The sequence below is a fragment of the Vulcanimicrobium alpinum genome (assembly GCF_027923555.1).
Taxonomy (GTDB): Bacteria; Vulcanimicrobiota; Vulcanimicrobiia; order Vulcanimicrobiales; family Vulcanimicrobiaceae; genus Vulcanimicrobium; species Vulcanimicrobium alpinum.
Genome location: NZ_AP025523.1, coordinates 3,013,827 through 3,038,839, shown reverse-complemented (window position 1 = coordinate 3,038,839; position 25,013 = coordinate 3,013,827). Strand labels below are relative to the sequence as shown.

The 25,013-nt window shown below is 68.2% G+C and carries 23 protein-coding genes; 16 read left to right on the top strand and 7 right to left on the bottom strand.

Annotated features, from left to right (window positions below; all coding sequences use genetic code 11):
• Positions 1-58 precede the first annotated feature (58 nt).
• The 7 genes from WPS_RS15550 (at position 59) to uvrA (ending at position 8,956) form a co-directional block, all read left to right on the top strand.
• Positions 59-1,117, top strand: coding sequence for a cupin domain-containing protein (locus WPS_RS15550; protein WP_317995374.1), 1,059 nt, complete (start codon positions 59-61; stop codon positions 1,115-1,117).
• Positions 1,114-2,016 (top strand): alpha/beta fold hydrolase, encoded by a 903-nt coding sequence (locus tag WPS_RS15545; protein ID WP_317995373.1) that lies wholly within the window; start codon positions 1,114-1,116, stop codon positions 2,014-2,016. Before WPS_RS15550 ends, WPS_RS15545 begins: the two co-directional genes overlap by 4 nt.
• Positions 2,016-2,423 carry a CARDB domain-containing protein gene (locus WPS_RS15540; RefSeq protein ID WP_317995372.1) on the top strand — a complete coding sequence of 136 codons (408 nt, stop codon included), beginning with the start codon at positions 2,016-2,018 and terminating at the stop codon, positions 2,421-2,423. Before WPS_RS15545 ends, WPS_RS15540 begins: the two co-directional genes overlap by 1 nt.
• On the top strand, positions 2,423-4,873 hold the full coding sequence (locus WPS_RS15535; protein WP_317995371.1) for a glycoside hydrolase family 38 N-terminal domain-containing protein: 2,451 nt from the start codon (positions 2,423-2,425) through the stop codon (positions 4,871-4,873). The genes WPS_RS15540 and WPS_RS15535 overlap by 1 nt, the downstream gene beginning before the upstream one ends.
• Before the next feature lie 5 nt (positions 4,874-4,878).
• Complete coding sequence (locus WPS_RS15530; RefSeq protein WP_317995370.1) at positions 4,879-5,631, top strand: HAD family hydrolase; 753 nt, start codon at positions 4,879-4,881, stop codon at positions 5,629-5,631.
• 22 nt (positions 5,632-5,653) lie between these two features.
• Entirely contained in the window at positions 5,654-5,884 is a 231-nt protein-coding gene (locus WPS_RS15525; RefSeq protein WP_317995369.1) for a hypothetical protein, read from the top strand.
• A gap of 69 nt (positions 5,885-5,953) precedes the next feature.
• Complete coding sequence (uvrA, locus tag WPS_RS15520) at positions 5,954-8,956, top strand: excinuclease ABC subunit UvrA (protein WP_317995368.1); 3,003 nt, start codon at positions 5,954-5,956, stop codon at positions 8,954-8,956.
• A gap of 53 nt (positions 8,957-9,009) precedes the next feature.
• Here uvrA and WPS_RS15515 read toward each other — a convergent pair whose 3' ends face one another.
• The 3 genes from WPS_RS15515 to WPS_RS15505 all read right to left on the bottom strand — a co-directional run bounded on the left by WPS_RS15515 (position 9,010) and on the right by WPS_RS15505 (position 11,667).
• Positions 9,010-10,242 carry an SMP-30/gluconolactonase/LRE family protein gene (locus tag WPS_RS15515; protein WP_317995367.1) on the bottom strand — a complete coding sequence of 411 codons (1,233 nt, stop codon included), beginning with the start codon at positions 10,240-10,242 and terminating at the stop codon, positions 9,010-9,012.
• Positions 10,243-10,320: 78 nt separating this feature from the next.
• Complete coding sequence (locus WPS_RS15510; RefSeq protein WP_317995366.1) at positions 10,321-10,743, bottom strand: MarR family winged helix-turn-helix transcriptional regulator; 423 nt, start codon at positions 10,741-10,743, stop codon at positions 10,321-10,323.
• A gap of 96 nt (positions 10,744-10,839) precedes the next feature.
• Positions 10,840-11,667 (bottom strand): isocitrate lyase/PEP mutase family protein, encoded by an 828-nt coding sequence (locus WPS_RS15505; RefSeq protein ID WP_317995365.1) that lies wholly within the window; start codon positions 11,665-11,667, stop codon positions 10,840-10,842.
• A 75-nt stretch (positions 11,668-11,742) separates the two neighbouring features.
• On the opposite strand from WPS_RS15505, the gene WPS_RS15500 reads away from it, so the two are divergent.
• Positions 11,743-12,111 carry a VOC family protein gene (locus tag WPS_RS15500; protein WP_317995364.1) on the top strand — a complete coding sequence of 123 codons (369 nt, stop codon included), beginning with the start codon at positions 11,743-11,745 and terminating at the stop codon, positions 12,109-12,111.
• Positions 12,102-14,123: an NAD-dependent DNA ligase LigA gene (gene ligA, locus WPS_RS15495; protein ID WP_317997567.1), complete on the top strand. Its 2,022-nt coding sequence runs from the start codon at positions 12,102-12,104 to the stop codon at positions 14,121-14,123. The genes WPS_RS15500 and ligA overlap by 10 nt, the downstream gene beginning before the upstream one ends.
• Before the next feature lie 356 nt (positions 14,124-14,479).
• Here ligA and WPS_RS15490 read toward each other — a convergent pair whose 3' ends face one another.
• Positions 14,480-15,562: an IS5 family transposase gene (locus WPS_RS15490; protein ID WP_317994189.1), complete on the bottom strand. Its 1,083-nt coding sequence runs from the start codon at positions 15,560-15,562 to the stop codon at positions 14,480-14,482.
• 116 nt (positions 15,563-15,678) lie between these two features.
• On the opposite strand from WPS_RS15490, the gene WPS_RS15485 reads away from it, so the two are divergent.
• From WPS_RS15485 to WPS_RS15475, 3 genes are all read left to right on the top strand, one after another.
• Positions 15,679-15,987, top strand: coding sequence for an IS110 family transposase (locus WPS_RS15485; RefSeq protein ID WP_317995363.1), 309 nt, complete (start codon positions 15,679-15,681; stop codon positions 15,985-15,987).
• Positions 15,988-16,475: 488 nt separating this feature from the next.
• The gene (locus tag WPS_RS15480; RefSeq protein ID WP_317997566.1) at positions 16,476-17,477 is read left to right on the top strand and encodes an IS3 family transposase; all 1,002 of its coding nucleotides are present in this window, start codon (positions 16,476-16,478) and stop codon (positions 17,475-17,477) included.
• The gene (locus WPS_RS15475) at positions 17,474-18,199 is read left to right on the top strand and encodes a transposase (protein ID WP_317995362.1); all 726 of its coding nucleotides are present in this window, start codon (positions 17,474-17,476) and stop codon (positions 18,197-18,199) included. Before WPS_RS15480 ends, WPS_RS15475 begins: the two co-directional genes overlap by 4 nt.
• A gap of 74 nt (positions 18,200-18,273) precedes the next feature.
• On the opposite strand, the gene WPS_RS15470 is transcribed toward WPS_RS15475, so the two are convergent.
• Both WPS_RS15470 and acpS read right to left on the bottom strand, forming a co-directional pair.
• Positions 18,274-19,797: an NAD(P)H-hydrate dehydratase gene (locus WPS_RS15470; protein ID WP_317995361.1), complete on the bottom strand. Its 1,524-nt coding sequence runs from the start codon at positions 19,795-19,797 to the stop codon at positions 18,274-18,276.
• A 10-nt stretch (positions 19,798-19,807) separates the two neighbouring features.
• Complete coding sequence (acpS, locus tag WPS_RS15465) at positions 19,808-20,170, bottom strand: holo-ACP synthase (RefSeq protein WP_317995360.1); 363 nt, start codon at positions 20,168-20,170, stop codon at positions 19,808-19,810.
• Here acpS and WPS_RS15460 point away from each other — a divergent pair.
• From WPS_RS15460 to WPS_RS15445, 4 genes are all read left to right on the top strand, one after another.
• Positions 20,157-20,777: an archaemetzincin family Zn-dependent metalloprotease gene (locus WPS_RS15460; protein WP_317995359.1), complete on the top strand. Its 621-nt coding sequence runs from the start codon at positions 20,157-20,159 to the stop codon at positions 20,775-20,777. The genes acpS and WPS_RS15460 overlap by 14 nt on opposite strands.
• Before the next feature lie 97 nt (positions 20,778-20,874).
• Positions 20,875-22,503, top strand: a complete 1,629-nt coding sequence (locus tag WPS_RS15455) for a methyl-accepting chemotaxis protein (protein ID WP_317995358.1) — start codon at positions 20,875-20,877, stop codon at positions 22,501-22,503.
• Entirely contained in the window at positions 22,500-23,867 is a 1,368-nt protein-coding gene (locus WPS_RS15450) for a cache domain-containing protein (protein WP_317995357.1), read from the top strand. The genes WPS_RS15455 and WPS_RS15450 overlap by 4 nt, the downstream gene beginning before the upstream one ends.
• Before the next feature lie 3 nt (positions 23,868-23,870).
• Positions 23,871-24,086 (top strand): putative Se/S carrier-like protein, encoded by a 216-nt coding sequence (locus tag WPS_RS15445; protein WP_317995356.1) that lies wholly within the window; start codon positions 23,871-23,873, stop codon positions 24,084-24,086.
• Between the two features lie 116 nt (positions 24,087-24,202).
• On the opposite strand, the gene WPS_RS15440 is transcribed toward WPS_RS15445, so the two are convergent.
• Positions 24,203-25,009, bottom strand: a complete 807-nt coding sequence (locus WPS_RS15440) for a biotin--[acetyl-CoA-carboxylase] ligase (protein WP_317995355.1) — start codon at positions 25,007-25,009, stop codon at positions 24,203-24,205.
• Positions 25,010-25,013 lie beyond the last annotated feature (4 nt).

Here is a 25,013-nt window from a genome sequence, read left to right as displayed (position 1 = left end):
TATGGTCAACACACCGATGTGATGAGGATCGGCGGTGTCCGGCGGCGGAGACCCCGGGATGCGGCAAACGGTGGTGCGCGGGGTCTGGTCGTGGTCGCGCTGGCAGCCCGACCGGAACCTCGACTTCAACGGCTTCTTCATCGAAACGGACGACGGGAATCTGGTCGTCGATCCGGTCGAGCCCGACGAGGAGACCCTGGCGTCGCTGCGCGAGCGCGGCATCGCCGCTGTGCTCATCACCAACCGCGATCACGAGCGTGCGAGCGCCGCCGTGGCAGCCGCGACCGGTGCGGTGACGATCGCAAGCGCGCTCGATGCGCCGCTGCTCGCGGCGCCGGTGCAGCGCACCGTGGTACCCGGCGACGTCGTCCACGGCTGGACGGTGATCGGCCTCGACGGCTTCAAGACCGCCGGCGAGATCGCACTCTACGATCGCTCGCGCGCCGCCGCGCTCGTCGGCGACGCGCTATGGGGCACTCCGGCCGGCGCGCTGACCTTGATGCCCGATGCGAAGCTCGCCGATCCGGTGCGCGCGATGCTGAGCGCGCGGGCGCTGCGCGCGCTGTGGATCGACCATCTGCTCGTCGGCGACGGCGCCTGCGTCTTCGGCAACGCGCACGCCGCGATCGGCGCGATGATCGACGCGCGCGACGGCCTGCTGGCGGCGCGCATCAACGCCGACGAACTCGATCCGCGCCGCACGTCCTCCGACTTCGCGCCGTACACCGCGGCAGTCGCCGAAGTCGGGCGGCTCCTCGGTGCGAAGAAGCTCGGCTACGCGCTCGGCGTGCTGCGCCGCGGCGATCACTACGCGCCGATGCATTGGCACACGCGGGAAGAGGAACTCTTCGTCGTGCTGCGCGGAACGCCGACCCTGCGCACGCCGCACGGCACGTTCGCGCTGCGTCCGCACGACATCGTCGCGTTTCCGACCGGCGCGCACGGCGCCCACCGCCTGTGGAACGAGGCCGACGAGGACGCGCTCGTGCTGATGATCGCGAACACCGATCGCGGCGACGTCTGCTACTATCCCGACTCGCGCAAAGTGCTGGTCGAGTCGACGGGGACGCTCGTGCGGTCCGAACCGGAACTCGACTACTTCGAGGGCGAGACGTGAGCGACGCCGTCCTGCGCACGGTCGAGACGCGCGATCTGCAGGTCGCCTATTTCGAGCGCGGCCCCGCCCCCGGCGTCCCCGTCCTGCTCTATCACGGTTTCCCCGATGATGCGCACACCTGGGATTCGCTTGCGCCGGTGCTCGCGGCGGAAGGGTACCGGACGCTGGCGCCGTTCGTGCGCGGCTTCGGTCCGACGCGCTTCGTCGACGGCGTCGAGAAGACGGGCGAACTCGCGGCGCTGGCGAGCGACGTCGTCGCGTTCGCCGACGCGCTCGGCCTGGACCGCTTGCACGTCGTCGGCCACGATTGGGGCGCACGGGCCGGCTACGGCGCCGCGGTGCTCGCGCCGCAGCGCCTGCGTTCCCTCTGCGCGCTCGCCGTCGCGTACGGGACCAACCACGCGGCGCAGGCGATGGAGATCGCCCAGACGCGCGCGTACTGGTATCAATGGTACTTCGCGACGCCGCGCGGCGCCGCCGAACTCGAACGCAACCGCGGCGCATTCTGCCGCGCGCTCTGGGGCTACTGGTCGCCGGAGTGGCACGTCGACGATGCCGAATACGCGCGCACGGCGGCATCGTTCGACAATCCCGACTTCGTCGCGGTCGCGCTCTCGTCGTACCGCCAGCGCTGGGGATTCGTCGCCGGCGCCCCTGCGTACGAACGCGCACGCGCTGCGCTCGCCGCGGTCCCGCCGATCTCCATCCCCACCCTCGCGCTGATGGGACGCGACGACGCTGCGACGCTGCCGTCGAGCGCGGACGGCAAGGAATCGCTGTTCACCGGCCCCTACCGCGTCGAGGTCGTCGAACGCGCCGGTCACTTTCTGCACCGCGAACGGCCGGCGGCGGTCGCGGAGCGGGTGCTGGCGCATCTGCGCGCGTACGAGAGCGCGTGATGCTGCTGCTGCTCGCCGCCGCCGTCCTGGCCGCTTCCGGCCCGTCTGCGTGTCCGTCCGACCTGATGGTCGACGACCCGCGCTTGAAAGTCGTGCGCTCGACCGACAAGGCGTTCGACAACTACATCGTCACGGTCGACGTGAAGAACGACGGACACGACGGTCAAGGCGCCGCGATCGCCCAGCGCCTCGATCTGGTGAAGGACGGCAAGGTGATCGGGACGCAGCCGATCCCCGCGCTCGGTGCCGCCGTCACGTATCCGGCGGCGTTCCGCATGCAGCTGCCGCACGTGAAGAAGCGCATGCCGATCACCGTGACGTTCCACTACGTCCTCGCCGATCAGCACGACGCGGCGCGCGAGAACTGCAAGAACGACAACGATCTCTTGACCGCGACGTTGCAGTAGTGCGCGTGCGGCTCGAGCGCCGCGACGGCGACGATGCGACCGTCACCCTTGCCGCGCGCGCAACGCTTCCGGAGGGACCGCTGCGCCTGTGCTACCGCACCCGCACCGGCGCGCTGCTGCGCGTCGACGGCGCCGTTCGCGGCGCGTTCGACGGAAAGCATGAAGCGATCGATCTCCCGCCGCTCGAGGGCGAACGCGAGCTCTCGTTGCGCGTCGAACGCCGCTCGCTTCCGATCTCGGCGCTCCCGGCCGGCGACGGCGTGCGATGGCGCTGGATGCTCGCGCGCGCCGAGCAGACGCCGGACGACCACCTCGAGGTCGAGCAGCGCAACGGCGCCTCGGACGGAGCAGCGGTCGACGTCCCGCTGATCGGCCACGCCCATCTCGACGTGGCGTGGCTGTGGACCTACGACGAGACGAAACGCAAGGCGCTGCGCACGTTCGCCACCGCCCTGCGCGAGATGGAGCTCGACGACCGCTACGTCTTCGCCCAATCGATGCCCCAGCTCTACGCGTGGGTTCGGGCCGGCGACCCCGCCCTGTTCGAGCGCGTGCGCGAACGCGCGGCGAGCGCGCGCGGCTGGGACGCGAGCGTCGCGTCGATGTGGGTCGAATCGGATCTGCACGCGCCGAGCGGCGAATCGATCCTGCGCCAGTTCGCGCTTGGGATCGCCTGGACGCGCGAGCACCTCGGCCGCGATCCGAGCGTCGCGTGGCTTCCCGACACCTTTGGCTTTCCGTCGACGTTCCCGACCCTCGCGGTCCACGCCGGGATCCCGTACTTTTTCTCGACCAAACTCGCGTGGAACGAAGCGACGCGCTGGCCGCACCCGCAGTTTCGCTGGACCGGCGACGACGGCAGCACGCTGCTCGCCGCGATGGCGCTGTCGTACGGCGGCGACATCACCGCGGAGCGCGAGACGCAGGCGCGCGCGCGCAACGAGCCGCTGATCCACGGTTACGGCGACGGCGGCGGGGGCGCCACCGACGAACAGCTCGCGTCGGTCGCGCGCGCGTCGCGCCCGTGGACGCACGCCGACACGTGGTTTGCGGCGCTCGACGCGCGCGCGCTCCCCGAGGTGCGCGGCGAGCTCTATCTCGAAACGCACCGCGGCACGTACACGACGCATCACGACGTGAAAGAGCGCAACGCCGCGCTCGAGCGAGAGCTTGCGCACGCCGAGGAGCTTGCCGCCTGGTGCGTTGCCGTCCGCGCGCCGCGCACCGTTCGGCGGGCGCTCGCCGACGATCTGCGTGCCGCGTGGGAGATCGTGCTCCGCGCGCAGTTCCACGATGTGATCACCGGGACCGCGATCCCGCCCGTCTACGCCGACGTCGCCGAGGAGCACGCGCGTGCCGCGGCGATCGTCGCGCGCGTGCGCGAGTCGGCTGCTTCGCTGCTTCCGCGCAGCGATGTGCGTGCCGCCGCAGCGGCCGCCGTGAGGCCGCAGCGCGATGGCGAGACGTGGCTCCTGCGCAACGAATACGTGCAGGCGCGCCTGCGCGACGACGGGACCGTGGTCGAGCTCGCCGGCGCCGACGGCGTCAACGTCGTCGCGCTCGCCAACGGCCTGGCGGCGTACGAAGACAAGCCGAAGCGCTACGACGCCTGGAACGTCGACGACGGTTATTGGCGCAAGCAGGTGCCGGTGAAGCCCGACGGCGGATCGGCCGACGAGAGCGGGATCGAGGCGCGCTTCGCGCTGCCGAAGTCGAAGCTCGCGATGCGGATTGCGCTGCACGAGGACGAGCCTTGGCTTCGGGTGGAGATCGCCGCGGCGTGGCACGACGATCGCGTGCTGCTGCGCGCCGAGCATCGCGTCGCGGTCGCCGCGCGCGACGTGCGCTACGGCCAGCCGCACGGAACGCTGGTGCGCAACGCATATCCGCAGACCGATGCGGAGCGCGCGAAGTTCGAGGTGCCCGCGCAGCGCTGGGCGCACGCGAGCGACGGCGCGCACGGCTTGGCCGTGTTCAGCCCCGACTGCTACGGCTGGAACGGCACCGGCTTGGACGGCGGCGGCGTGCGGCTGGGAACCTCGCTGCTGCGCTCGCCGCGGTGGCCCGATCCCGGCGCGGATCGCGGCGAACAGCGGATCGCGTACGCGCTCGTCCCCACCGCCGGCGCGGCGATTTCCGCGCTCGAACACGCCTGGCTGGCATACGTCGAGGATGCCCGCGTGCGGCTGTTCACGTGCGACGATCCCGCGGTGGTGGTCGTCGCGACGTACCCGTCGCGCGACGGCGAGGCGGTCGTCGTGCGCGTGCGCGAGCTCGACGGCGCGGCGCGCGCGGTCGCGTTGCGTTGCGGCGGGCGGATGCGGACGGCGACGGCGATCGACGCGGCGGAGCGTCCGCTCCCGAACGCCGGGGAGGCCCGCATCGTCGAAGAAGCACTGCACTTCGAGCTCGGCGCGTTTGCGCTGCGTTCGTTCCTGATTGCGTTCTGACGGTGATGCGTACGATCGATACGGTGCTCTTCGACCTGGACGACACGCTGCACGACGACACGACGGCGTATCGCAGTGCGGCGCGCAGCGCGGCGGAATTGATCGCCGCCGAGCGCGCGATCGACGTGCGGGAACTGGCCGACGCTTACGACGACGCGGCGATGGGCTTCTGGTCGGGTCTGACCAGCGACCATCTCGCGCAGCCGATCGAGGACGTGCGTGTCGGGATGTGGCGCGACGCGCTGCAGCAGGTCGGGATCGACGACCTCGCGCTGGCGCAGCGCGCCGCCGCGGCTTATGTCGATGCTCGTTCCGGCGCGCTCGCGCTCTCGCCGGGCGCCGTCGACGTGCTGGCGTCGCTGCGTGCGCGCGGCTGCAAGCTCGGACTCGTCACCAACGGCTTCGCGGCGACGCATCACGACAAGATCGACCGGCTGGGCCTGCGCGAGCTGATGGACGCGTTCTTCCTCGCCGACGAGGTCGGGATGGTGAAGCCCGATCCGGAGCTGTTCCGCCACGCCGCGCGCGTGCTCGGAAGCACCCCGGAACGCACCGCGATGGTCGGTGACCGCTACGACCGCGACGTCCGCGGCGCGCACGACATCGGCATGTTCACGGTGCTGATCGACGTCCACGCCCACCCGATCCCGCCGGACGGACCGCAGCCTGACGCGATCGTCCAGCGCATCACCGAAGTGCTCGACGTGCTCCCGCTCGCGGCCGGCGCGCCCGCTCGCGGATCGACAGGCCTCGGATGACCCGGGGCGAACATACGTTCGCATGAGCCCGACCGCCCTTCGCTTCGCCCTCATCGGGGCCGGGATCGTCGCGTTCGTGCTGAGCGAGGTCGTGCAGCAGCGCTTCAACCGCAAGCCCGTACCGACCGGAGCGCGGCGCGACGATCAGATCAGCCGCGATGCGGCGGTCTTCGGGTTGCGCATCCTTGGCGCCGTTCTCGTCGCCGGAACGCTGGTGTCGTGGGAATGGGCCAACCGCTCGCCGCTGCACTGACCGTCCGGCCGAACCGGGCGGGAGTGCGGGTGGAACTACCGCGTCATGCGATGAGGTCACAGCCGAAGCATGCCTGACGGGACCCCGCATGCCCTCGATACGATCGTCATCAAGGGCGCGCGCGAACACAATCTCAAGAACGTCGATCTGACGCTTCCGCGCAACAAGCTCATCGTGGTCACGGGCCTGTCAGGTTCGGGGAAGTCGTCGCTCGCCTTCGACACGATCTACGCCGAAGGGCAGCGCCGCTACGTCGAGTCGCTCTCGTCGTACGCGCGGCAGTTCCTCGGGCAGATGGAGAAGCCCGACGTCGACTACATCGAAGGGCTCTCGCCGGCGATCTCGATCGATCAGAAGTCGACCTCGCGCAACCCGCGTTCGACGGTCGGCACGGTCACCGAGATCTACGACTACCTGCGCCTGCTCTACGCGCGGATCGGCAAACCGCACTGCTATCAATGCGGACGTGAAGTCTCCGCGCAGACCGCCGAGCAGATCGTCGACCAGATCCTGCAGTTCCCCGAGGGTACGCGCATCCAACTGCTCGCGCCGGTGATCCGCGGACGCAAGGGCGAGTACACCAAACTCTTCGAGGAGATCGGCAAAGAGGGCTTCGCGCGCGTCCGCGTCGACGGCGAGATTCGCGAGCTCAAAGACAAGATCGAACTGGACAAGAAGCGCAAGCACACCGTCGAGGTCGTCGTCGACCGGCTCGTCGTGAAGCCCGACGTGCGCTCGCGCCTCACCGATTCGATCGAGACGACGCTCAAGCTCTCGACCGGGATCGTGACCGTCCTCTATCAGGCCAAGGTCAACGCCGAGACGCCGAAGGCGAGCGAGCAGTGGGTCGAGGCGACGTTCAGCGAGTCGTTCGCGTGCGCGTACTGCGGGATCTCGTTTCAGGAACTCGAGCCGCGGCTGTTCTCGTTCAACTCGCCCTACGGCGCCTGCCCGGCCTGCAGCGGCTTGGGCGTGAAGATCGAGATCGATCCGTGGAAGGTGATCCCCGACCGCACCAAGTCGATCGCCGACGGCGCGATCGTGCCGTGGTCGAAGAGCATGGGCGCCGGCCGCTTCCCGTCGACGAATCCGTACTACATGCAGCAGGTGGAACGGCTGCTGCGCTCGCGCCGCTGCAAGCCGTCGACGCCGGTCGAGAACCTGCCGGAGGACGTCGTCGAGATGATCCTCTACGGCGCCGACAAGAAGCAGAAGTTCGTCTACGAGTCGCGCGCGGGCCATCAGTGGGAGTACGAGTCGCAGTTCGAGGGCGTGGTCAACAACCTCCAGCGGCGCTACACCGACACGTCCTCCGACTACGTCAAGGAAGAGATCGAAAAGTACATGTCGGCGTCGACCTGCAAGGTGTGCAGCGGCGCGCGGCTCAAGCCCGAAGCGCTCGGCGTCACGGTCGACGGCAAGAACATCCACGAGACGACGTCGATGTCGGTCGAAGCGGCGGAGGCGTTCTTCGCGTCGTTCCATCCGAACGAGCGCGAGCAGAAGATCTCCCAGCAGATCCTCAAGGAGATCCGCGCGCGGCTCGGCTTTCTGAAGAACGTCGGGCTCGGCTACCTCAACCTCTCGCGTTCCGCGACGACGCTCTCGGGCGGCGAGTCGCAGCGCATCCGGCTCGCAACGCAGATCGGCTCGTCGCTGGTCGGCGTCCTCTACATCCTCGACGAACCGTCGATCGGGCTCCATCAGCGCGACAACGACCGGCTCCTCGCGACGCTGGAGACGCTGCGCGACATCGGCAACACGCTGATCGTCATCGAGCACGACGAGGACACGATGCGCGCGGCCGACGTGATCGTCGACATCGGCCCGGGCGCGGGCGCTGAAGGCGGCCGCATCCTCTCCGCCGGTTCGATCGAGGAGATCGAGGCGAACCGCGAGTCGCTGACGGGCGCGTACCTTTCGGGGCGGCAGTTCATCGCGATCCCGAAGCACCGCAAGGCCGGCCGCGGCGCGTTGGGCGTCCTCGGCGCGAAGGCGAACAACCTGCTCGGCGTCGACGTTGATATCCCGCTCGGCACGTTCACGTGCGTCACCGGCGTGAGCGGCTCGGGCAAATCGACGCTCGTCAACGAAGTCGTCGTCAAGGCGCTCAACCAGCACCTGCACCATCAGCCGGCGGGCGGGACGTACGGCCGCGTGAAGGGCGCCGAAGCGCTCGACAAGATGGTCGTGATCGATCAGTCGCCGATCGGCCGCACGCCGCGTTCGAATCCCGCGACGTACACCGGCGCGTTCGATCAGATCCGCGAACTCTACTCTCAGATCCCCGAAGCGAAGATGCGCGGGTACACCCCGGGACGCTTCTCGTTCAACGTCAAGGGCGGCCGCTGCGAAGGCTGTCAGGGCGACGGCATCATCAAGATCGAGATGCACTTTCTCCCCGACGTCTACGTCCCGTGCGACGTCTGCCACGGCAAGCGCTACAACGCGCAGACGCTCGAGGTGAAGTACAAAGGCAAGTCGATCGCCGAGGTTCTCGCGATGCGCGTCGACGAGGCGACCGAACTCTTCTCGACGATCCCGCGCATCGCGAACAAACTGCGCACGATCTGCGAGGTCGGCCTCGGGTACATCCAGATGGGCCAGCCGGCGACGCAGCTCTCGGGCGGCGAGGCGCAGCGCATCAAGCTCGCGACCGAACTCTCGCGGCGCGCCACCGGACGCACGTTCTACGTCCTCGACGAACCGACGACGGGCTTGCACTTCGCCGACATCCACAAACTCCTCGAAGTTCTCCAGCGCCTCGTGCAGATGGGCAACACGGTGCTGGTGATCGAGCACAACCTCGACGTCATCAAGACCGCCGATCACGTGATCGACCTTGGCCCCGAAGGCGGCGACCGCGGCGGCACGATCGTGGCGACCGGCACACCCGAGCAAATCGCCGCAAACCCCGACTCGCACACCGGGCACTATCTCAAGGCGGTCCTCTCCGACGAACGCGCGCACGGCATCCGCGTCGACGCCGGCCGCATCGCCGAACTCGAACGCCTCAACCGCGAACAGCTCGACGAACTCTCCCAAAGCGAACGTATCCCCATCGAAGCCTAACGACGTCACGCCGAGCGCGAAGTCACGCTGAGCTCGTCGAAGCGCAGCCCCAATCACGCCCGCGGAACCTTCACCGCAACCAGAGTCCCGCCCGCGCGAAGGTTGCCGGAGAACGCGCCGCCGTCGGTCACGACATAGAGCGTATCGCGACCCCCGGCGCGCACGCCGAACACCGCGTCGGTCGCGCCGACGATGTGCTGCGCCGCGCCGGCAACGATACTGCGCCGCCCGTCGGGCATCACGCGGACGATCGTGTTGTAGGGGTGCGATGTCACGTACAGCGCGCCGCGCGAGTCGATCGCGAAGTCGTCGCCGGGGATACCGCGCGCGACGACCGCCGGCGCACCGAGCCGCCCGTCGCCGGCGAGCCGGAATTTCAGCACCCACGCGTTGTCCGAGACCGTGACGAACAGGTCGCGGCCGAAGAAATGGATCCCGTTCGCCCCGGGCGCCAGCGCGACATACGGACGCGCGCGCAACGCCTCGAGTTCGGCGGCCTTCTCCGCGGCACCCGAGTGCGGATCGACGCGCCAGATGGCGCCGAGCGCCGAGTCCGCGACGTACAGCTTCCCGTCCGGGCCGACGTCGATGCCGTTGGGCCATGCGCCGTGCGGCAGCGGCGCGAACAGCGTCCCCGTTCCGTCGGGGGCGATGCGCCAGACTCCGCGTTTCGCGCCGGTGCCGGTCATGTACATCGTTCCGTCGCGCCCGAATGCCATGACGCCGGCGGTCGCGCCCTGCGGCGGCCGGAAGAACACGCGCTCCGAACCGTCCGGCGAGCGCGCGATTACCTGCGCGTGCACGCGGCTCTTGTCGCCGGTGACGTAGTTCTCGCCCGAGTTCGCGGCCAGATACATCGTGCCGTCGGGGCCGAAGGCGATCCCCTCGAACCACGTGCCGGACGGATACGTCTTCAGCAGCGCGGTGACGGCCGTCTCCAGCGGCAGCGCGTCAGCCTTCGGCAGCATCAGCACTTTGAGACCGAACGGCTGCACCGCGCCCGCCGCGATCGCGGCGGCGAGCGCCGCAACGGTGAGCCGACGGCTCGTGCGCGCGGAACGGTCGCCGCCGGCGAGCAGCACCGCGACCGCGACGATCGCGAGAACGGCGGCGACGAAGAACGTCAGGAACGGGACGGCGATTGCGGCCATCATCGCGATCCCGCCGAGCAGCGCCGCGATGCCGAGCGCGATGCGGCCCGCCCGGCGCGTACGCAGCTGAACGAAGGCGATGCCGAGCGCGCCGATGGCGGCGGCGCACTGCAGCGCGATGGTCAGAACGATCACAAGGGAACTCCCTTCCGGTAGAAACCTATCAGGTAGGAAACTAACGAGTTGCGTAAAAAAAAGACGGAGCGCTTCCGCTCAACCCGCGTCGAGGTTCGTCTCGATGCGTTTGAGATACCGCGTGAACTCACGGCGCTCCGCGGCGGTGAAGCCGGCGAACATCCGCTCGACGAGCGCGTCGCCGGCCGCGCAGAATTCGTCGGACGAGCAGAGGCGTCGCGCCTTGCTGCTCAAGTGGATCGTCTTCACGCGCGCGTCGCCGGTGTCGGATTTGCGAACCACGTGACCTTCGCGCTCCATCCCGTCGATGATGTTGGTCAGCGTCGGGGAGGCGATCGCGAGCCGGCGCTGGAGATCGCGATGCTCCAGCGCGCCGTCGTGGAGCAGCAGCTGCACCACGTCGAACTGGGCACCGGTAACGTGAAACGGCTTCAGCGTCTGTTCGAGCGCCCGGCGCATCGCCAGGTACGCGCGCTTGAAGTCGAGCGTGGGGTGGGACACGTCGATAGCATCCTACCTTTCACCCCGATCTGTCAAGACCCCGGGGTCACGCTGAGCCTGTCGAAGCGCAGCCCACACCGCGCTCGCAGATTCGCGTTACATCCCCGGACCCGCAATCAACGCATTCAGCGGGCCGTACGCGAGCGTCCGTTCACGCGCGAAAGTGAACGTGCCGTGGTCGTGCAGTTCGTCCGCGATGGCGCGCAACTCGCCCAGGACGCGCCGCATCGGCCACGATCCGACACTGACGCGCCGCACGCCGAGCCGCTGCAGCGCAGCGGCGTCGGGCCCCTTCGGATTCGCCAAGACATTCAGCGGAAGCGGCGTCGCCGCCGCGAGCGCCGCGATTATCTCGGGATCGCTGACGCCGGGGACGAAGACCCCGTCGGCGCCGGCGTCGGCGAACGCGCGCAGCCGCTCCACCGTCGCGTCGAGCCGCGTTTTTTCGGGTCCGATCTCCGCGAGATAGAGATCGGTCCGCGCGTTGAGGAACAGGTCCGGCGCAGCCTCGCGCGCCGCACGCACACGCTCGCGCGCCTCGGCGAGCGGATGCACCGTCGACGGCGTCATCGTATCCTCGAGGTTGTAGCCCGCCACGCCGGCGGCGTCGAGCCGCCGCACGAACGCCGCGAGCGCCGCAGGGTCGGCGGCATACCCGTTCTCGACGTCCGCCGAGACGGGGACGCCGAGCGCGTGCACGATCCGCTCCAATGCCGCGAGATGCACCTCGGTCTCGAGCGCGCTCCCGTCGGGAAAGCCGAGCGACCACGCGACCGCGGCGCTCGACGTCGCGACCGCCGCGAACCCGGCGTCCTCGAAGATCCGCGCGCTCACGACGTCCCACGCATTGGGCATCACCAAAATCTGCGGCCCCGCATGCAGCCGGCGCAGCACGGACCGCTTTTCCGTCGTCGACGAACCCATGCGTGCCGCTTCGTCTCGCAGCCGCGGCGCCCCCGGCGGGACAAAGCGCCGCGGCCCGATGCGGCGAAGTGCGCCATGGTGGCGACCTTTGCGATGACGATGCTCGTGTGCGCCGATGTCGAGCGCTGCAAGCACTTCTACCGGAACATCCTCGAGCTCAAAATTGGTACCGACGCCGCCCCGCACTGGGCCGATTTCGAACTGGGCAACGGCGGCCGCCTGGGCCTGCACCCGACGACCGAGAGCTTGAGCGTCAAACCCGGTTCGCTGCAGCTCGGCTTCTACGTCGACGACGTCGACCGGTTCATCACCGACGCGCGCACGGCCGGGGTGCGGATCCTCCAAGATCCGCACGACGAGACCTTCGGCCGCCTCGCCGTCATCGCCGATCCGGACGGCTATCCGATCCAGATCGCGACCCCCGCCAAGGCGGCATCGTCCTGACCGCTGCGGCCAAACGCGCGCAGGCCCTGCGGGCGCAGATCGACGACGCGAACTATCGCTATCACGTGCTCGACAATCCGCAGATCAGCGACGAGGACTACGACGCGCTGCTGCGCGAGCTGCTCGATCTCGAGGAAGCGCATCCCGAACTGCGGACGCCCGATTCGCCGACGCAGCGCGTCGGCGGCACGCCGGCGGCGGGCCTTCCGCCGTACGTCCACGCGCGTCCGATGCTCAGCCTCGCGAACGCCTTCGAACCGGCCGAACTCGCCGCATTCGACGCGCGCGTCCGCAAACTCGGCGCGATATCGGGCGACATCGCCTACACCTGCGAGTTGAAGATCGACGGTCTCGCCGTCTCGCTGCGCTACGACGACGGGCGCCTGACGGCGGGCGGCACGCGCGGCGACGGAACGACCGGTGAAGAGATCACCGCGAACCTGCGGACGATCAAGTCGATCCCGCTCGCGCTGCGCGACGCGTCCGGCGCTCCGCCGCGGCACATCGACGTGCGCGGCGAAGCGTACCTGCGCAAGAGCGACTTCGCGACGTTGAACGAACGCCGCGAAGAACTCGGGCTGCGCCCATTCGAGAACCCGCGCAACACCGCCGCCGGCGGCCTGCGGCAGAAAGATCCCCAAGCTGCAGCACGTCGCCGGCTTTCGTTTTACGCTTATGCGGTCGGCGAGATCGACATGCGGGAGCCGCCGCGCACCCAGTGGGAACTGCTCGAGTATCTGCGCGGCCTCGGGTTCCGCGTCAACGAACACGCGCGCCGCGTCGGCTCGATCGACGAGGTGGTCGCGTTCATCGCGGCTTTCGAGGAGCAGCGCGAGTCGCTCGACTACGAGATCGACGGCGTCGTAGTGAAGGTCGACGATCTCGCGCTGCAGACCCGGCTCGGCAGCGTTGGCAAAGACCCGCGCTGGGCGATCGCGTACAAGTTCCGCGCCCGCGAGGTGCGCACGAAACTGCTGGCGATCGAGGTCAACGTCGGCCGGACGGGAACGCTCAACCCCTACGCGGTGCTCGAACCGGTGCGGGTCGGCGGCGTGACGGTGAGCAGCGCGACGCTGCACAATCAGGAGTACATCCGCAGCAACGACATCCGCGCCGGCGACGTCGTCACGGTGATTCGCGCGGGGGATGTGATCCCGCGCGTCGTGGGCCCGGTGCTCGAACTGCGTACCGGTTCACCGCCGGAGTGGACGATGCCGACGACGTGCCCCGTCTGCGGCGCAGACGTCGACTTCCCCGAAGGCGAGGCGATGGCGCGCTGCACGAACGCGACCTGCCCCGCGCAGCTCGTCGAGCGCGTCCGCCACTTCGCCTCGCGCGGCGCGATGGACATCGAGGGCGTCGGCGATCAGCTCTCGGCGGCGCTGGTCGAGAGCGGCCTCGTGCACGACGCGAGCGACCTGTACCAACTCAATCTGGAGAACCTGTTGTCGCTCCCGCGGATGGCCGAAAAGTCGGCCTCCAACGTGCTCGCGGCGATCGCGGGGTCGAAGACGCGCGGGCTCGCGCGCGTGCTGTACGGCTTGGGGATCCGCATGGTCGGAAGCCAGAACGCGGCGATCCTGGCCGGCGATTTCGGTTCGATCGAGGCGCTGGCCGCCGCGACGGAGAGCGATCTCGTGCAGAGCGACGGAATCGGCGACGAGATCGCGCGCAGCGTCGTGCTGTTCTTCGCGCAGGAGCCGAACCGCGCGATGATCGCGCGCCTGACTGACGCCGGCGTCGACATGACGGCGCCCAAGCGCGAACGCGCGCCGGCCGGCGCGCTCGCCGGGAAGACTCTCGTGCTGACGGGGACGCTGCCGACGCTGACGCGCGATGAGGCGTCGGAGCTGATCGTCGCCGCAGGCGGCAAAGTCACGGGTTCTGTCTCGAAGAAAACCGACTACGTCGTCGCCGGCGAAGAAGCCGGCACGAAACTCACCAAAGCCGAGCAGCTCGGCATCCCGATCCTCGACGAATCCGGCCTGCGCAGGCTCCTCAACGGCACGTAACGTCCCCCGTCACGCTCATATGATGGGGTAGGGGGATGACTCGAACGAATCATCCCCCTACGCGGTGTCGAGCGCCGTCGTCACGCCTGGGCCCAAGAGCCCGTAGCTCAGATTGGCGCTCGCACCAACCTCCAAGCGATCAGCCGAACGGAATCGTGGGCCGTCTGCGACGAGCCCGTATGCATGAGCCTGGTAAGATGATCGCTAGGCCGGAACCTAGCAGCCCCGTGAAAAAATCGGCGCGTGGTTCGCGAACTGCCCGTTCAGCACGGTTTTCGGGAGGTCGGCGGACCTCTCGAAGCCCGTTGCCGAGCGGTTCATCTCGAAAACGCCCCTCGGGTCAGCATCACTTCGCATCATGTCGCGGCCCTCAGATTGCGTATCCTGATCAAGTTGTACGCCGCGGCCGTCCAGCGCACAATGTCGCCGACCAGATCAAGCCCGCGGAAATGCACCTTGCGCAATCGGCCGATCGTCTTGCCCCACCCGAAGCTCTCCTCGATCAACTTGCGCCTGCGTTGACTCACCGTGTAGCCCGGATGGCGGACGGTTCGGCGGTCGATCGCGCTGCGGCGACGGGTCGTATTTTGAGCAACGTGCGGCGTCACGTTGAGCGCTCGCAACGCCTCGACAAAGTCTTTGGTATCGTACGCCTTGTCGGCGCCGAGCGTGATTCGGTTGCTTCCGCTGACCCCGCGAATCAATTCCAGCGCTGCTTCGCGTTCGGCGATCCCGGTCGCGCGAGTGGTCTTCACGCCGACGATCAAGCCGTTGCGATTCTCCATCAGAGCATGTCCGAGATAGCCGAGAATCGCCGGCGCGCCGCTGCTCTTGCGGTACAACCGCGCGTCCGGATCGGTACTCGAGACGTGCGTCTCGTTGCTGCGCGGCCGGCCACGAAAGTTCACGCCCTCGTTGCGACCGCCGCTCGAGGTCGGCGGTTCGTCGTCCGACTTGGGCCGAAAGCTCTTGTGGCTGGCCCACGCCTCGATTAGCGTCCCATCGACGGTGAAATGCTCGTTCGAGAGCAGTTCGTCGGCACGCGCCCGCTCGACCACAGCGGCGAAGAACCGCTCGGAGATTTCGCCATTCAAGAACCGATCGCGGTTCTTGCTGAACGTCGAGGGGTCCCAGATCTTGTCGTCCATGCTCAAGCCCACGAACCAACGAAAGAGCAAATTGTAACGCAACTGCTCCAGCAGCATCGGCTCGCTGCGGATCGAGTAGAACATTTGCAACAGCAAGGCTCGCAGCAGCTTCTCCGGCGCGATCGATGGCCGGCCCCGTCGGGAGTAGAGCTTGGAAAACTCCGGCGAGAGTTCGCGCAGAATTTCGTTGACCATCACGCGCATCGGGCGCAACGGATGATCGCCGGGCACGGTGTCTTCCGGCTGCAACGTCGTCCAAACGGATGCACGCTGCTCATCATGAGTCCGCATCGGCCGCAACCTCACCAAGGTATGAGGAGACTTGCTCTTATAATACGCGAAAAACGCCGTCACGCCAACATCAACTCGGCCGATTTTTCATCAGCCTGCTAGAGGGAAATCCTGCGATGAGCATGTTGGGCGTCGATATCTCTAAGGACACGTTCCACTGCTGCTTGCAACGCGGCGAGAAGCGCAGTGAGGCGAGTTTTGAGAACACGCGAACCGGCTTCAGAAAGCTTCGCAGTTGGTTGCGCACGCATCGCGCCCACGAGGTTCATGTGTGCATGGAGTCAACCGGGCCGTATTGGCGCAACTTAGCGGCGAACTTGCACAAAGCGAAAATCCGGGTGAGCGTGGTGAACCCGACGCGTACGGCATATTTTGCGAAGAGCCGTTTGCTGCGGACCAAGACCGATGCCCATGTGTCAGGATGATGTGGTACCAGCTCCCTCGGAAAAGTTCTGTTAAGCTGGGGCTGTCAGGAGCATACCATGAACCCACCCTCAAACGGTTCGCCGCCGTCGATTGAGCGTCGGCTCTCGATTGTCGAGACGCCGGTTCAGCGGCCGACGCGACGTCGCTTCTCGGTCGCCGAAAAGGCGCGTATTGTGAACGATGCTGATGCCTGCGAGTCGGGTACGGTCGGTGCGTTCTTGCGCCGCTAAGGCATCTACTCTTCGCAGCTGTACGCATGGCGCAAGGAGCGCGATCGCGGCGATTACGATCCAAAGGAAATTAAGGCCCGAGCTCTCGATCGTAAGGAAGCGGAATCGCTCAAGAAAACGAACCACGAGCAAGACATTGAGATACGCAGGTTGCAACGCAAGATCGCGCGCTTGGAGCTTCTCGAAGACATCCGAAAAAAAGCAGCGGGGCTCTTGAACATCGAGTACAAGAGCCCCGAGTTCGACGACCTGGACGACTGATCGATGTTGCGCTCGAGCTGTGCGCAACGGCACCCGAACGCGCGACGTGCCTTGCGCTCGGCGTGAGCCGCTCGACGTTACGTCGGCGGCGCAAACCCGCAGGCGAGCGCGCGCTGCTCAAGACGATCGCGCGCCGCAACGCATTGAGCGAAGCCGAGCGCCGGTATGTCGCGGCGGTGTTGTGCTGCGAGCGATTTGCAGACCTTGCCGTGCCGCAAGTCTTCACGCGCCTGCTCGACGAGGGAACGTATCTGTGTTCGGTAAGCACGATGTATCGCATCCTACGAGCAAACGCGCAAGTCCGCGAACGGCGGCGTCTTGCGCGCCATCCCGCGCATGAGAAGCCACGCCTGGTTGCTAACGCGCCGCGACAAGTCTTGACGTGGGATATCACCAAGTTGCCGAGTTCCGTCAAGGGCGTGTACTTTTCGTTGCTCGTGATGATCGACATCTTCAGCCGATACGTCGTCGGCTGGACCATCGTGCGGCGTGCCAACGCCGAGATCGCGGCGGAATTCATTCGTGCGACGCTCCTGCGCGAAGGAATCGAGCCGCGACAAGCCGTCGTTCACAGCGATCGCGGAACCGAGATGACCGCGCAGCCAGTGTGTGATCTTCTCGACAAGATGGGCGTCGCGCGATCCTATAGCCGCCCGCGCGTGAGCGACGACAATCCGTTCATCGAATCGTCGTTCAAGACGCTGAAGTACCAGCCGACGTTTCCATCGGCGTTCGGATCGCTTGAGGACTCGTACGCGTTCTGCTCGCCGTACTTTATGTGGTACAACAACGAGCATCGCCATTCGGGAATTGCGATGTTGACGCCGGCGGCGGTACACTTCGGTCAGGGCGAAGCCATCCTCGCCGCGCGTCACAAGACGATGATCGCTGCTTATGCGTTGCAGCCGCATCGCTTTGCCGCTGGCGCGCCAAAACTCGCAACAATTCCGAGCCAAGTCTGGATCAACGAGTCGAAGGCTGCCGACATCGCCGCATGACCAAGATGCTCACAAACTCCCGCAACCTGCTGGTATCAAATTACTTGACAAGTTCCGATGCGGTCGACGCTCGAATGCTGGCCCAATTCTGCGCCTCCGAGCGCCCCGCGCTCTGGGAGCCTGATAGCGACGAAATCCTGTCCCTGCGCGGTTTGCTGGCGTATCGCGACCAGCTCATCGCGCAGCGTATTGCCCTTACGCAGATCGTGCAATCCGTCGCCGTCGGAGCAACGCTGCTCAAAATGAACGAAACGCATCTGGTCGGTATCGCGGAGATGGTCAAGCAGATCGAGTCGCAGATCCAAGGTGTTCTTTGCTCGGATGTCACGCTAAGCCGGAACGCGCAGCTTCTTCAGACCATACCAGGCGTCGCGTCCTTGACAGCGGCAAACGTGCTTGCGGAGTTGCCGGTGCATCGGCTCCATAGTGCCAAAGCCGCAGCGGCGTATGCCGGCCTTACGCCGGCAGAGCGGCAGTCCGGGACCTCGGTGAAGGGCAAGCCGCGCATTTGCAAGACAGGCAACGCGAAGCTCCGGCGGGCACTCTACATGGCTGCCCTGACGGCAAAGCGCAAAGTCCCGGCCTTCAAGGAGCTCGCCGATCGCCTCGAAGCGCGCGGTAAGAGCGGCAAGCAAATCATCGTGGCGGTGATGCACAAGCTCGTGCGCCTGGCTTACTCGCTACTCAAGAATCAGCGGCCCTATCAACCCGTATCGGCTTGACGGCGGACACGGAATCTGAGCTTGTCGAAGCGCCGCAGCCGGTTGTGTACCTCGCTCGCGCCGCTTCGACAAGCTCAGCGTGACGAGAACAGACGGATCAGTTCGGGGTCTTGCGGGGCGACCAGCGAGGCTTCGCCGAGGGCTTCGGCGACGTCGCGTGCGACGACGCCGCGGTGGCGATGCGCGAGCGCAACGCTCCCGGCGCGGCCGTGCCAGTACGCGCCGGCGCGCGCGGCGTCGACCGGCGCGAGTCCCTGCGCGAGCAGCGTCGCGATCGCACCGGTGAGGACGTCGCCGGTACCGGCCGTCGCCAGTGCGTTCGTCCCCGTCGGGTTGAGATGCGTCGCGTCGCGCGAGGCGATCAGCGTCGTGCGTCCTTTGAGCAGCGTGACGATCCCCGTGCGGTCGACGAACTCGCGCACGCGTGCGAGGCGTTCGTCCGGCGCGACGGTCCCCTTTCCGCTGATGCGCGCGAACTCGCCGGCATGCGGCGTGATGACCAGCGGTGCATCGCGATACGCATCGAGCCGTTTCGCGAGGTGGTAGAGTGCGCTCGCGTCGGCGACGACCGGCAGGGTCGTCCCGCCGACGACGCCGTTCACGATCGCGGCAGAGTCGTCGGAGAGCCCGAGCCCCGGCCCGATCGCGATCGCGCTGCAGCGGTTCGTGAGGTCGAGGATCGTCTGCACCGCCGCGGCGGGATCGCGCTCGTCGTACGTCACCACCACTTGCTCGACGAGGTGGGCGCGCAGCGCCGCCGCCGCGCCTTCGGGCGCCGCGACCGTGACGTACCCTGCGCCCGCGCGCGCCGCGCCCCACGCGCACAGCACCGCGGCGCCGGGGAACTGCGTCGATCCGGCGACGATGAGCGGTGCGCCCGAGCTGCGTTTGTCGGACTCGTCGGCACGAACCGGCAAGAGCGCGGCGAACGCCGCCGGATCGAGCACTTCGGCCGGCGGATCGTCGACGCCGGCGGCGTCGGCGTCGCGCATCCCGATCGGCGCGCACCACAGTGCACCGGTGCAGTCGCGCGCCGGGTCGAGCAGCGTGCCGAGCTTGGGCCGTCCCAGCGCGATCGTCGCGACGGCGCGCACGACGTGCGCGTCGACCGCCCCCGTCGTCGGCTCGGTCCCGGTCGGGATGTCGAGCGCGAGCACCGCCGCCCCGCTCGCGGCAATCGCGGCGACCGCCGCCGCGCTGCGCGCGTCGAGCGGCAGGCGCGCGTTGACGCCGAGCACGCCGTCGAGCACCAGCGCCGCGCCGCGCAGCGCGTTCGCGTCGACCGGGAGCGGCCGTTCTTCGACGCCTGCAATCCGCGCGCGCCAGCGTGCGTCGTGACGCGCGCGGCTTCCCTCGGCCGCCGGATCGCCGTAGACGATCCGGCGCCGCCCTCCGGCGTACGCGGCCAGCGCCGCGTACGCGTCGCCGCCGTTGTTGCCGTTCCCGGCGACGCCGACGATCGGTCCGTCGCCGTGCGCGTAGCGGTCGATCAGGCGCGCGATCGCAGCGCCGGCGGCGCGCATCAGCGCGACCTCGCCGTCGCGCGCCGCCGCCGCTGCATCGATCGCGCGCATCTGCGCCGCCGTGACCGCCCGCACGACGCGCCGTTTACCCTTCCAGGATGACGATCGCCGCGGCGGTCGTCGCCGTGTGCGTGATCGTCAGGTGCACCGTGCGCACGCCGCGTTCGACGAGCAGCCGCTCGTAGTCGCGATAGAACCGCAGGATCGGCTTTCCGCTGCGCTCGTGCGAAACGCCGACGGCGTTCCACGGAATCGCGTGCCCGAACGCTTTGCGCGCCGCTTCCTTCGCCGCGAAGAAGCCCGCGAGCCGTTCGGGCCACAGCCGCTTGCGCATCGCGTACGCCATCTCTTCCTCGGTGTACACTTTGCGCGCGAACCGCGCGCGCGCAGCGTCGTCGAAGCGGTAGCGCTCCACTTCGGCAAGATCGATCCCGATGCCGACGATCATCCCGCGGCAGTCCTTCGCCGCCGCGCGGCCAGGACCGCTCCCGTCGCGAACCGAACGATCTACTCCGGCCGTGCGCGAGATCAGCATCGTTCCGATCAATGCGATCGACGGGGAATTGCTTACCCGGCTTGCGTTGTGCCTGGAGGAGCGGTTCCTCGCAACCGCCGTCGTCCGCGCCGCGCTCGCGGTCCCGAAGAGCGCGCTCAACAGCATGCGCGGGCAACTGTTCTTCAGTTCGCTCGCGAGCCGCCTGACCAGCGCGTACGAACCGCGCGGCGACCTCGTCCTCGGGATCACCGAGTACGACCTCTACAAGACGTCGCATCAGTTCGTCTTCGGGTCGTCGAGCGAAGCGCAGCGCTGCGCGGTCGTCTCGCTCCATCGGCTGCGCTCGGAATACTACGGCGACGCTCCCGACGAGAACGCCCTGTTCCAGCGGCTCTTAAAGGAGAGCGTGCACGAGATCGGGCACGCGCTCGGGCTGCGCCACTGCTACAACGCGCGCTGCGCGATGTACTATTCGAACTCGGTGTTCGACACCGACAACAAGTACTCGCATTTCTGCGAGGCCTGCGAGCGACGCAGCCGAGCGAATAAGTCCGCCTGACCGGCGCTTAAGGTACCGGGCCGAACGGCCGACACCCGAATGAGGTTTCTCTTTTCTGCCGGGGAGTCATCGTCTGACTCTGGATCGCCTCGTCGCCGTGCGTCGCCAAGCGTCGCCCGGCCGTCTCGTCATCGGAGCCGTCGCGGTGATCGCGGCGGCCCTGTTTGCGGGCTGTCCGCGGTTCCCGGAGCTCGATCCGGTTGCGCTGGTCGCGGTCGGTTTCGCCGCCCTTGCGGCGGGGCGCTTGACGGCGATCGGCGCCGCACTCGCCGGCGGCATCGCGGCGTTTCTCGCGCATCCGAGCGGCTCCGAGGCGGCGATCCTGAGCGCGCTCGCGGTCTTCGCAGGCGGCACGGGACTCGCGTGGATGCTCGGCGACGCGGCGGCGGCGCGCGGCGACGGCGATGAACTGAGCCTTGCGCTGCTCGGCGGCGAGCGGGTCGCGCTCCCGGCGAGCGGGACGCTCGCGCAGAGCATCGCCGCGCTCAACACCGGCGTGCGCGAAGTCGCCGGCGGCGACCTCACCAAGAACCTCGCCGTCGCCGACGGGCCGCTCGGCGAGCTCGCGGTCGGCTTGAACAAACTGATCTTCGGCATCCGCGAGTTTCTGCGTTCGATGCACGGCGAAACCGCGACGCTGCAGCGTTCCGGCGCCGAACTGCGGTCGACGGCGTCGAGTTCGCTCGCGGTCATCGAGGGCGGCGCGATCGCGCAGAAGCAGCTCGAGGACGGGATCGTCGAGCAGAGCACGATCGTCGAGGGTGCGCTCACGAAGGTCCGTTCGATGGCGGATGCGATCGGCGAGCTCGCCGGATCGGCGGAACAGCAGACGCGTTCGCTCGACGAAACCGCCGTCTCGGTCACCGCGATGTCGGCATCGATCGAAGAGGTCTCCGCGCAGGTCGACTCTCTGCTCAGCATCTCGTCGGAGACGACGCTGACCGCCGACCGCGGCGGGACGGCGATTCACACCATCGTCGACGCGATGGCGACGATCCGCTCGACGATCGACGAACTCGGCGACGACATCCGCCGCCTCGGCGACAACTCCGATCAAATCGGCGACATCGTCAAAGTGATCGACCGGATCGCGGAACAGACGAACCTGCTCGCGCTCAACGCCGCCATCGAGGCGGCGCGCGCCGGCGAGCACGGCCGCGGCTTCGCCGTGGTGGCATCCGAGATCCGCAAGCTCGCCGACGGCAGCGTCCAGGCCACCAAGGAGATCGCCGGCCACATCGGCTCGACGCAGAGCGTCATCGCCCAGGTGACCGACGCGATGACGCGCTTGAACGAACGGGTCGAGCAGAGCGTCAAGTCGACGGACAGCGCGTCGGAGGCGCTGCGCGAGATCGTCGAGGCGGTGCTCGGCGCGAACCGGCAGATCGGCCAGATCAGCACCGTGACGCGCTCGATGGCGGAGAACACGTTCCGCGTGATCCGGTCGATCGAGGAGATCACGCACTCCGTCGGCGCAAACCTCGCCGCCACCACGCGCATGGCGTCACACTCCGGCGAAGTCTCGCGCGCCTTCGATGCGATCACCTCGATCTCGTCGCAGAACGCGTCGTCGGTCGAGGTGCTGACGTACGTGAACGCCGAGGTGACGTCGGCGGCCCAGCGGATCCTCGAGTCGGTCGAGGAGATGAATCAGCGCGCGTCGTCGATCGACGCGCTGCTCGGACGCTACGCGATCGCGGACGCCAGGGAGGAAACCCCGTTATGAAGATCGGCCTGCGCACCAAGATGGTGGGGACGATGCTCGTCGCCATCGTGATCTCTGGCGCGATCAGCGCGGTCGCCGCGCGGCAGACGATGGCGACCGACTTGAACAAGCTCGCCGCGCAGCAGGTGACGAGCGCTTCGACCGGATTCGCCGGCTACTGGGACACGAAGAAAGACCAGGTCCAGCTTCTCGTCACGCAGTCGGCGATCAACGAGTCGGTGCGCCGTGCGCTCGTCGCGCACAACGGGAAGGCGCTCGAAGACGCGCTCAGCGGGATCGAGCGGCAGGGCGGACTCTCGTTCCTCACCGTCGTCGACGTGAAGGGCCGGGTGCTCGCGCGCGCCAACGCCGGGCCGCCCGGCGCGCTGCTGCGATCGCCGTACGTCGCCCGCGCGCTCAGCGGCGAGACCGTCACAACGGCGGCGCGCGTCCCGCACGACGAACTCGAACCCGAACAGCTCGTGCCGCAGATCGAAGCGACGACGTCGGGGCGCGAAGGGGTCGTGGACGGGCTCGGCCTGATCGCCGCGGCGCCGGTCTCCGATCAGAACGAGCGCACGATCGGCGCCGTGTACGGCGGGCTGCTGATGAACCACTACTACGACGTCGTCGATCAAGCGGCGCACGCGCTGGGCGGGAAAGCCGCGATCCTGTTCGGGAACGAAGTGATCTCCAGTTCGATCTCGCGCCAGGACGGCACGCGCCTGGTCGACGAGATGACACCGCCGGCGATCGCGGTCGTGAAGCGGCCGTACGAAGGCGTCGACAACGAAGGCGGCCTCGACTATCTCGTGCGCGTCGAGCCGGTGCTCAACGATCAGAACGACGTCATCGCGCAGCGCTGGTTCGGCGTCCCGCTCTCGGCGTTCGCGGAGGTGCAGCGGCACACGCTCGGATCGCTCCTGCTGTGGGGACTGGTCGGGATCGCGATCGCGGCGCTGATCGCGCTGCCGGTCGTCGAGCGCGTCTGTCGCCAGATCGGGGCGCGCAGCCGTCAGGTGCGCGCGTCGGCCAAGGAGCTCTCGGTCGTCATCGTCGGCAGCGAAGTTTCGGGCGATCACATCGCGCAGACGCGCGAAGCGGTGGAGCGGCAAGGCGATCTGCTCATGCGGGCGGCGACCGGTGCGCACGCGCCGAGCAGCAACGGCGCGTCGGGGAACGGCCACGCGGTTGCGACGCAGCCGGCGGCGTCCGAGGCGATCCTCGCCGCCTCGGCGCTCAACGCCGAGATCCTCAGCGACATCGTCGTCATCGACACGCTCGCGACCGAGATGGCGTCACGCACCAAGCAGGCCGTCGCGCGCGTCGGCGAACTCAACGAAGTCGCGGCGGGACTCGACGAGTTGGTGACCGGCGCGAAGTGATCGATGCCTGACGTCGTTCTGTTCTTCGCGTCGAACGCCGACACGATGATCGCCACGAAGGCGCTCAAGGATCACGGCGTCTCCGCGAAGATGATCCCCAAACCGGCGACGGTCGCCGCGTCCGCCAACCTCGCGCTGAGCATCGAAGGCTCCCTCGAGTCGAAGGCGCTCACCGCCCTCACCGCCGCCAACGTCGCCCTCGGCGGCGTCGTAAAATAACGCCCCCCTGAGCGGGTCGAGCCCCCTCGTCACCCTGAGCTTGTCGAAGGGCAGCCGCGATCACGCCGATGCGAGCCGCGCCCTGCGTGCACGTCCCTCTCCGCCCTTCGACATGCTCAGGGTGACGGAGGGATGACCCGCGCGTCGCCGAGGTGCACGGTACGTATTCCGTGCGCCGTCGCGACGACAAGCCCGCCTTCGCGGTCGAGCGACTGCGCCGCGCCGTCGATCTCGCTGCCGTCGGCGTCGAGCCGCAGCCGGTAGCGCGTCCCGCGCAGCGCCGCGCGTTCCTCCCACGCGCCCGCCGCGTCGTCGGGCCGTTCGAGCACGTCGAGGAGTCCGTCCATCGCGCCGAGGATCGCGGCGAGCACGGTTTCGCGTTCCACGTCGGGCGCGGCGTCGGAGAGATACGCGGGCGCCGGTTCGATCGCGGCGACCGCGGGGTCGTCCGGACGGCGAAGGTTGATCCCCACGCCGCAGCCGACCCACGCGGTCGCGCCGACGATCCGCGAGACGCAGAGGATCCCGGCGACCTTCCGTCCGCGCAGATCGCAGTCGTTGGGCCAGCGCAGGTCCAGCCGCACCCCGCTCCCTTCCTCGACGCCGTCGGCGACTGCCAGCGCCGTCCAGAACGGAACGGCCCACAGCGCCGAGGCCGGCACCGCCTGCGGCAGCACGGCCGTGAACAGCAGCGCGCTCCCCGCCGGCGCGATCCACGCGCGTCCGGCCTTGCGTCCTTTGCCGGCCGTTTGGAACTCCGCGACGAGCGTGCGTCCCGCTGCGGCGGGATCGCCGAGCAGGGCCGCCGCGTCGTCGTTCGTGCTCCCGGTCTCGCGCACGTAGCGCACGTCGGCGAACGACGTGCCCGCGAGCGCGCCGCGGACGCGCTCGACGTTCAGGAGAGGTTCGCTTTCGATTGGCACGTAT